Source organism: Neobacillus sp. YIM B06451, from assembly GCF_032667185.1.
GTDB lineage: Bacteria > Bacillota > Bacilli > Bacillales > Cytobacillaceae > Bacillus_D.
This window is the reverse complement of record NZ_JAVFKJ010000028.1, coordinates 1-9168: the sequence shown is the minus strand read 5'-3', so window position 1 is coordinate 9168 and position 9168 is coordinate 1. Positions and strand designations below refer to the sequence as shown.

5 protein-coding genes and 3 pseudogenes are annotated in these 9168 nt (G+C 32.3%); 2 read left to right on the top strand and 6 right to left on the bottom strand.

Going from position 1 to position 9168, the window contains the following annotated elements:
* A pseudogene (locus RB160_RS23830) lies at positions 1-89 on the top strand (metallothiol transferase FosB); the annotation flags it as partial.
* Positions 90-177: 88 nt separating this feature from the next.
* On the opposite strand, the gene RB160_RS23825 reads toward RB160_RS23830, so the two are convergent.
* The 4 genes and pseudogenes from RB160_RS23825 to RB160_RS23815 form a co-directional block, all read right to left on the bottom strand.
* Complete coding sequence (locus RB160_RS23825) at positions 178-807, bottom strand: hypothetical protein (protein WP_316572946.1); 630 nt, start codon at positions 805-807, stop codon at positions 178-180.
* Between the two features lie 553 nt (positions 808-1360).
* The gene (locus RB160_RS23820) at positions 1361-2161 is read right to left on the bottom strand and encodes a hypothetical protein (protein ID WP_316572945.1); all 801 of its coding nucleotides are present in this window, start codon (positions 2159-2161) and stop codon (positions 1361-1363) included.
* A gap of 414 nt (positions 2162-2575) precedes the next feature.
* A pseudogene (locus RB160_RS24095) lies at positions 2576-2671 on the bottom strand (hypothetical protein); the annotation flags it as partial.
* A gap of 545 nt (positions 2672-3216) precedes the next feature.
* A complete protein-coding gene (locus tag RB160_RS23815) occupies positions 3217-4245 on the bottom strand; it encodes a putative phage abortive infection protein (RefSeq protein ID WP_316572944.1) in 1029 nt (342 codons plus the stop codon).
* 117 nt (positions 4246-4362) lie between these two features.
* Between RB160_RS23815 and RB160_RS23810 the strand changes: the two are divergent.
* Positions 4363-4682: pseudogene (locus tag RB160_RS23810) on the top strand (VOC family protein); the annotation flags it as partial.
* A gap of 153 nt (positions 4683-4835) precedes the next feature.
* On the opposite strand, the gene RB160_RS23805 reads toward RB160_RS23810, so the two are convergent.
* Positions 4836-6725, bottom strand: coding sequence for an ATP-dependent helicase (locus RB160_RS23805; RefSeq protein ID WP_316572943.1), 1890 nt, complete (start codon positions 6723-6725; stop codon positions 4836-4838).
* The gene (locus RB160_RS23800) at positions 6725-8605 is read right to left on the bottom strand and encodes an ATP-dependent nuclease (protein WP_316572942.1); all 1881 of its coding nucleotides are present in this window, start codon (positions 8603-8605) and stop codon (positions 6725-6727) included. The genes RB160_RS23805 and RB160_RS23800 overlap by 1 nt, the downstream gene beginning before the upstream one ends.
* Between the last annotated feature and the right edge of the window lie 563 nt (positions 8606-9168).

Here is a 9168-nt window from a genome sequence, read left to right as displayed (position 1 = left end):
GGCATAAGTTTGAGTTCCATACAGGGACGCTAGAGGATCGGCTTGAGTATTATCGTCAAGATAAGGGGGATATGGAGTTTTATGATTAGGATTAGGAAATACAACACACACAGTCAAGATAAAGGCACTCAACGTATGATTGAGTGCCTAATCCCCCCTAGTTTTATAAAAATGTTTTCAATGTATTTTTGATTTTTCTTCTATACACTCGTTAACCAGCCTAAGTAAAACTTTCACTAAATCCATTTGTCTTGCAAAAAAATCTATTGCACTAAGTAAAATGGTCCAAAAAATAAAAAATAGCACTATGTTAATAGAAGAGGTAATGGATGAGATTTCTTTAAAATTTAATAAGGCTAGTATGGTTGGAATAATAATGGCAATCAAAATTGCTTGGGTTGAGTTTAAAATAGAAATATACTTTTGGCTATTAATTCTTAATTCAAGATAATGTTTAAACCCCTTTAAATCTTTAATTGTACTAAATTGTTCTTTTATCTTTTGTTTTACAATTTGATAATTATGATTAAATGCTTCTCGGTTAAAATCTTTTATTTTAGTAAGTTCTTCATATAAATTAACATTTACATTTGTATCCCCTAACCATTCCATTAGAGAATAATTCCTTTGTTTCCTTTTGTCATGCCAATAAAAAAATTTATCTATCACAATATAAATAAACCAAATAAATATATTTATGATTAAAAGAATACCAATTAGAGCAATAAGTAATGATAAAATATTGGACGGTCCAACCTCTTTAAAATTATATTTTACAGCAAAAGTTATAAGGAATAATAAACTCATTATTAAATGGGTCATCCTCTGCATAGTCGAGCCTACCTTCTAACTAGAATTAAATAATATTTTCCCCTTACTGGTCCGTGGAGAATCTACTTGAGTATTCCTTGAAAAAAGATGCTCAACCTTAATGGAAAGTGACCATCTATTAAAAGTCTTTATACCTGATTTGATTACCGATCTAATTAGCATTTCATAGTTTTTATGAAATACTTACCTTTAGGGCAGTTGGCACAATCCTCTATTATGACTAATAACTCCTGGTGGAAATCTAATTGAACATCAACCTCAGCCAATAAGCGTACATTAATAACTTTTAATCGCTAGAATATTAAATCGGTTAGGGGTATATGGAGATTTATTAAAAAGGCCAGCTTACTTACACGTAAGTACAGGAAACTGACCTACAAAATTAACTTATAATAACTGTAAAGCTCTCTATGGTTTCACCAATCTTTATTTTTTGTTCACTCGGTTTAGTTTCCGCGACAAGCTCGCCATGCCGGATGGAATAGAGGGATTTTCTACAAATAACAATTTTTCTATTTATCATCCACAACTAACATTGCTTTTTAAAATTGATAATTTCATTCTTCTTATTAAAAGTAAAGTTGTACTTTATTCGGTTAAAAATAACAGACATACTTAGAGATCCATTGACCTCTTCCAATTCAACAACTTCAAGATTTGAGGGTTGGGTATTTAAGAAATTGGCGGTTTTCATTTTTAAAATTTCGAATCGATCTCTCTTTAAGTTTATTTGTTCCATACCAGGAACTTTTTTAAGTAAGTCATATACAACACCCGACGTAATAGTATCTTTAATAAATAAAATAACTTCATAAAATCCCCCACTAGCACCTTGCTCTGCAATATTCGAATGTTCGTACTCAATATAAAATGAAATGTTATTTTTCGTTAGGTTTTTGATGAAATTTTCAAATTCAAAACTACCCCCTTGACCAGGAACACGATATATTAAAGCCTGAGAGTCAATATGTGGTTGTTTCGGTTTCACTGAAGCCTGTTCTGTTTTACTGTGTTTTATTACGTAACTATTCACTTGATTAATGATATTGTTAAGAATATCTCTATCTGCATCGGAAACATCTTCATTAATAGAATCCGTGAAAAATATAGGTATAAGTGAAACGGTAATACTTTTTGATGTAGTTGTCATATCAAAAGTGCTCCAACCAACTTCCTTTGAAACCGCAATGTAAAAGAGTTCCTGAAGGTCTTTTTTCACAACACTTCCGGATTGAAATTGCCATTCTTTAATTATTTCATTTTCTTCCGGAAAATGGTCTCTAAAAACTAATTTTTTCGCCACTAAAGATATTTTAATATCTTGCACCATACCTATATTCCCACTCTCAAATTTTATTGAATTAATATTGTTTTTCTTTAATAATTATTACTTTACAATATACAAACGAAAGATAAATTATCTATAAACGAAAAGTTATCTAACGTCCCAATAGAATAAGATAGAGCAGGCAATCAACCACATTTAGCAAAAATTGAAGTCTTCGCTAATACCTATCAGTACAATTATCCGGCCTTCTTCAAATAAAGAATTTTTTCAATATGTTGATCTCTATCAATAAACTTAACAGAATTAGACTTGGCCAATTCAATTGCCGCTTTTGTAAAATAACTATTCATAATTACCCAAGCCTACCCTGCGTTGTAATTTGATTGTGCAGCTTTTTTTCTTAGACCGTCTTTACGCCATCATTTTTACTATAACTCTTTGCCTTTATTACAATTATTATTTCATTTTGCTTAAAACCAAATCAGCTCCGAATTCACCACTGGTTTTTGTCAATTTGGCAGTATAGCCTTTGGTAGAAAATAGCTCTATTAAATAGTACTCAAATTAAATGCCATACCAGGCACTATAAATATTATATAAAATAGAGAGTCAGGTTCTTTTCCTTTGTCTTACTTCTACCAATAATCAACCTCTCTTTTTACAATTTTAACCCCCAATCCATAAAGTACCACATTCCCCCCCATTTGGACAGATACGTAAGACATCAAAAAACAGATTAATATTTTCATTTACTTTATGGTTTTGAGCGGTCGATCGCATTTTGATGGAATGCGGTGAGGGCGAAGCTCTTGATGGGGCGGAGTACAGCGTATTTTAATTTGGTGGGAATGAGGCCGGAGTTTGATGGGATTGGTTTAGAGGCTGAAGAATCTGGTGGTGGATATCGATCAGGGTATTACCGGAGAGTAAGGGGTATATGGAGTTTAATTTATAAAAACGAATTCATTTCGAGAATTAATTATTTTCCTTTATTTATGATTAACAAACCTCCTCTGCTTATCATGACTTGGATACCTTCTCCAAAGATGAAAAGACACTACGCTTTTCGGCTAGTGTCTTATGTTTTATTACAGATTTTATTTTTTAACTTCAATTAGCTCTTTGTAAACTTGGAGATTTTCCCTGCTTTCTTTAAGCTTAAACATTTCTGTTTTGTTATCTCTTTCCTCTATATCTAAGACATCATATTTCAAAATTAAATTCTTGAATTTATAATGTTTTCCATATAGAGAGTTTATAAGAATTAATTCCAATTCTGAAGTGGACCATTGAGCACGTAGCATTCCAAAATAATACCTTCTGTCTCCTATTATGGTGTCTCGCCCTGTCTCTTTATAAATGTTTTTTTGTTCATTATGGTCATTTGCTACATTATCTACTATGAATTTTACAATTCTATAGTTAAACCGCATGTAATGACCAATTTCATTACTGTATTTGTCTAGAAATCCTTTAAACATTTCATCAAGTTCAGATTGATTTATATACTTACCATGGGGATTAGAATCTAATATTTTGTCATAAGCCTCTTTGATTCTTTTAAATACTTCTCTACCGGTATAATCAAATGTAGTACCATAAAAAGAACTATATTTCGTTTCCCTCATATTATTAACTATTTGCTGCAGTAAATTAAGCATATTAAAAAAAGTTGTTTCAAATTGCTGTTTTTTCATTGTATCATTAGTTATCTGAGTTTCTTTCCTCGCTTCTTCTGCTTGTTTTACAGATGCTTCAGTTTGCTTAACCAATTCTTCTATACTCTGTTGGCTTATTTTTATTTCTTTACGTTGCATTATAATTGTTGCTAATAATAAAGCTACGCTTGCTGCAGTTAGGAATGCTACTGTTGTGCCCCCAATAAAATCTCCAATAGGCCCTAGTTGTGTTAAATTCTCGTAATTTTGAATTCTACCATCATAATAAATTTTAACGAGAAAAGGCATTATTCCTGCGGTAAATAGCAAGAGTACTCCTAATAGTGTAAAACCCCATATCCCTAAATCTGAAAGCTTTAAATTAACACCTAAATTGACTTCCAAAATAATCAAAAATGTTAGAAAAATTACGAGAATTACACATGAAACTAATAAAAAATAACTCACTCTATCCCCGCCCTGCACCAAGCTTATCTAAATATTATACCAATTTATATGCTAATGGTAATATCATTTTAATTATAATCTTGGAAATTTATTTAGAGTTTAATACTACACTGTGCGGTGAAGGGGCGGAGTACTTCGTATTTCGATTTGGCGGGGATGTGGCTGGCGCTAATGTGGAGAAGAAAGTGCGTCGGAATGAGATTTGGGCGTCGTATAAGCATGTGGCGTTTTCGGTGAATGAGGCGGAGTTTGATGGGATGGTTGAGCGGCTGAAGCGGCTGAGGGTGGAGATTCTTCCTGAGAGGGAGCGGGATGAGCGGGATAAGTGGTCGGTGTATTTCGTGGATAAGGATGGTCATAAGTTTGAGGTCCATACGGGGACGCTGGAGGACCGGCTGGCGTATTATCGGGAGGATAAGGGGCATATGGAGTTTTAATAATCTATTCTGACAATCAAGATAGCGCCAATCAAATTTGATTGGCGCCCGTCACTCCATTATATACCAGGATTTCATTACCCAAATCTAACAATAACAATTTTAACACTAAGGTTAATCGGAAAGTTATTTAGCAGAAACATCCCCCTACAACTATATAAATCCCATTTTACTTAGAAAAGTAGAGGGATACTGATACTTTGAATCCCCCCAAGGCATAATTTTAGATGTAGGATATGTTATATAGCATACTCTTCTTGCCCTTGTTAACGCAACGAACATATTATTGAATTCCTCTTTAAGTTCTTTGTGACTTTTAGCTCTGTAGTCAGGAAAAGTACCTTCATTTAGTCCTATTAAGAATACGATATCATATTCTAGACCTTTTGACATATGGACTGTTAACAATGATATACCTGAATTATTATGTGATTGTGTCTTACCAAGAGATACTTGATTTCTAAAATGGGATAAAGTCCTTTGCCCTGTTACAGATTGACTGCAATATTTCTGCCAATGCTCTCTCCACATCGCAATGTCTTTTTGAATTAAATACTGTTCATTTTCATCTATTTCTTCATCATTAATTTCGTTTTTAACCAAATGTAGCGTAATAACATTTAAAGCTTTTGAAAAATGTTCTTCATCTTCCAATAAAACTTTCCATGCTTTTTTTACAGTATTGAATATATATATATATGCTGAATCCATGTTACTATTGTCTAATTCCATTAACATTTCTAAATAATTCAAATCGCTTGAAGCATTCATTTTTATTTTATACTTAATTAATCCTAAAATTTGATTAAAATGCACATTATCATATTGATTAATAATAACCCTTAAACCAGCTTCGAATATTTTGATTGCTATTGATTCACTTTCAATATTCCTAGAAGAAGCTCCATGATTAATAGGAATATTATTGGCTATTAAAGTCTCTTGGACTTTCGACAGAACATACCTATTTCTAGCTATTATAGCGATATTTTCATAACTAATGCTATTTTCAACCCATTTACTACCTTCAGCCATTAGGTTTTTGATTTTATTTAAAACCCACAATGCCTCTTCCGTTTCATTATGGAATTTGCAAACTGTTAATTCACCCTCTAGAGGATAAACTGCACTACTATCAACATTGTTTTGGATTTTTTTTGCAGCCTCAATGATTTTTCTAGTAGAACGGAAATTTTCAACTAATTTGAATTCCGTTGGTTTATAGTCTCTTTTAAAATGATTTGTCATAAAGTCACTATTCGATCCATTAAATCCATAAATTGATTGTGCCGGATCTCCAACCATCATAATATTTCCAAATTCGCTACATAGCGCTGTTATCACTTTATATTGTGCTTCATTTAAATCTTGTGCTTCATCTACAAAAATATACTTATAAAGCCTAGTATAGGATTTAGCGATTTGTGGTCTTTCAATAAAAATTCTATATGCATAAAAAAGAATATCATCGAAATCGAGTGCCCTTTGAGATAACATCATATTATTATATGCTTCATAAATCTTTGCAAATTCTACTTCATTATCGTTATTAGAATCTAATAAGATTTCGGGAGTAACAAAATTTTGTTTGTACTCACTTATTTGTTTTAAATAGCTTTTTAACATATTGCTTTTCCCACTTGAATTTAATGTTCCATTTCTTAATTCTGTTATTTCATTTGCTACCCTTTTCATGATTTCTAATTTATCAACATCTGATTCAAATATAACCAAACCATTTGGCAAACCTATTAAATTCCCTCTATTCATAACTACATCAAGACAAAAGCTATGAATTGTCCCTACAAGTACGTTATCGTGCAATTCTTCATCTATGTTTTGTTTAACTCGCTCAGATATTTCTTCAGCAGCTTTGTTACTAAATGTTAATGCAAGTATTCTCTTTTTTCCTAAGTTTAATAGGTTTGTGATTCTTTCTGTAAGAACTCTCGTTTTACCACTACCAGGACCAGCAATAACGAGGAGCGGACCGTCAATATGGTTTACAATTTTCAACTGATTATCAGTTAATGGGAAGGCCATTAAATACTCACCGCCTGTTCTTCTTGAGAAAAGATTTTAAAATCATTATTAATTGCGATAAATAAATTTTCTATCATTGGAGGGATTTTTCCTGTTTCACGATTATTTATTATAATATCAGCAATGATGGAGGAGTAGGCAGTTTTATTATCATGTATGCAATCAAGTAAAGCCTGTAATCTACCATCATCATTACTATAATCCCTAAATGATTTTTCGTATATAAATTGATTACAAGTTCCACACTTTTCTCTAGTTGGTCTTGTACCATTAGATGTTTGATCTTTTAATGAAATATATCGTTCTAAAAAGCCATCTCCCAATATTTCAGTCATTGCTATAGAAACTTCTTCGGCATACCCTGAGGAAATCAAATACTTTTCGAAATCATTCTCATTCGGCAAAAACTTAATGCCATTTAAAACATCCTCTACCTTTTCTTCTCCGTAAACTTGTTTTACGAACTTATTTACTTCTTTAATAGTTTTGGCTTCTCCATCGCTAAATATATATACTTTAATATTTAAATCCTTCGCAATTCTTAAAAAGGGTTTATATTTACCAGAACCTCCTACACTAATTATATTGATGCCTGCCTCAAATGCTTCACAGTTGAAGTATTCTTTAAAAAAGATTGGTATTGCCTGCTCCTCTGTTTCTCCTTCACACAATAGAATAGCATTGGCAAAAAGTAAATCTCCTCTTGATTTAAGAATTTCAAATTTAATTTTCCTTAAATCCACATCATTTAAATTAGCAGTATTAATAAAATTTACACTTGATCTCCCATCGAGTTTAGATATATGTCTTATATCATTTATATCAACTTGACCCACTATCATAGGAGAATGAGTACTGACTATTTTTTGTCCAGATAAATCATTTATCTGTTGGAATATTTTCCTCTGTGCTTGGGGATGTAAATGTGCTTCCGGTTCTTCTAATAATAATATTGGATGATAAGGAATTTCTTCTTCTCTCATCTTTTCAATTCTCCATGAAATATATGCTACTACTGTTAGAAAAGTAATCCAGCTTCTTGTCCCCATGCCATGGTTTGATATAGGAAACCGTTCAGAGTGTTCATCTTGAAAAGTGAGATCTATTCCTCTATTTAAGTCTCTGATTTTCCTAGATACCGGATTAATTTTTATACTAGAATCTCGCTTGTTTACGGTTCTTGAAATTTTACTTAGATTATCAGTCAAATGTTTCAAAATTGGACTTTTATGAATAATTTCATTATTTATAGTATCTAAGGTAGTTTCTATTTTCTCAATATCCTCATCATCTAATCCAACATCCCTAACTAATCTGCCCCAATATGACCCCCTATCTTTCATTTCAACTGATATATCTCTTTTAGCATCCATATAGAATACCGGTAATGCCTGTAAAAACTTGTCAGTAATTCGATTTTTCTTATATTGAGAATAAGTTTCTACGGCTTCACTGGCTGGCCAATCTATTAGTGCTTTTTTCTCAATATCATATTCACCTTTTAACGGGTTATAAGAAATTATAGCTCTCAAAGCAAAAAATTGATCTAAGGTAACTGTATCCTCACTTCTTAACTCGCCTATATGTTCAAACCAATTCTCATCAAACTCATAATATCCCTCTTCGCTTTTCTTACTGGGTACAATTAACACGTCAATGATGGCTTTTCTACTTTTAGGTAAAACCTCATTTGTTTCTAGATAAATATCTTCCTCGCTAATTCTAACCCCTCTTAAAAAAGCAACTTGGATAGCTTGTAATAAGGTAGTCTTACCGACATTATTTGCTCCTATCAATACACAATTGTTAGATAAAATTATGTCAGCTGACTTATAGGATCTAAAATTTCTAATACGTATCTCTTTAATCAGGATCCCCAATTTAATATCCCCCCTCTTTACTAAAGTCGGATTCATTTCCATTATTACACATTTCGCCATTCCAACCTAACCAAATTTTCCATTTTTCGAGGATATATTATCTAAATTAACAAAATCACAACCTCTTTAAATGTACGGGGTTAAGTGAGGTATTTTTTCTATTTTGTATATGGAATAATTGAATATTTAAGTTAATTAGGAAAAGAACTAGGTGCTCCATTAATTTTTCATAGTCATAATAATCAAATACTATCTTCTGATACAGCGCTAACTTCAGTCTGCTATGAAATTTCATTTACGACTTCTACCTTCTTCATAGGTGAACAGTAAGTGTGGGGTTAAACAGAAAACCTTTATTGAACGTGTTCTGAACGAGTATCCGCTGAGCTTAGAAACTCTTGCAAGATGAATGAGTGCTGACATGGTTGTAGGGCACCAGCCAGGCATCCGTGTCGCTAATACCATAAAAGGGGGTTGAAGTGTTTGGCAGTTGAGGGGTTGAATCATTTTTTGTTTTGGGTGAGCGATTTGGAGAGGTCGGTGGCATTTTATCAGGATGCGCT

Coding starts and splice junctions, on each gene's coding strand:
- RB160_RS23825 (WP_316572946.1), bottom strand. CDS start 807: ATGAGTTTATTATTCCTTATAACTTTTGCTGTAAAATATAATTTTAAA.
- RB160_RS23820 (WP_316572945.1), bottom strand. CDS start 2,161: ATGGTGCAAGATATTAAAATATCTTTAGTGGCGAAAAAATTAGTTTTT.
- RB160_RS23805 (WP_316572943.1), bottom strand. CDS start 6,725: ATGGCCTTCCCATTAACTGATAATCAGTTGAAAATTGTAAACCATATT.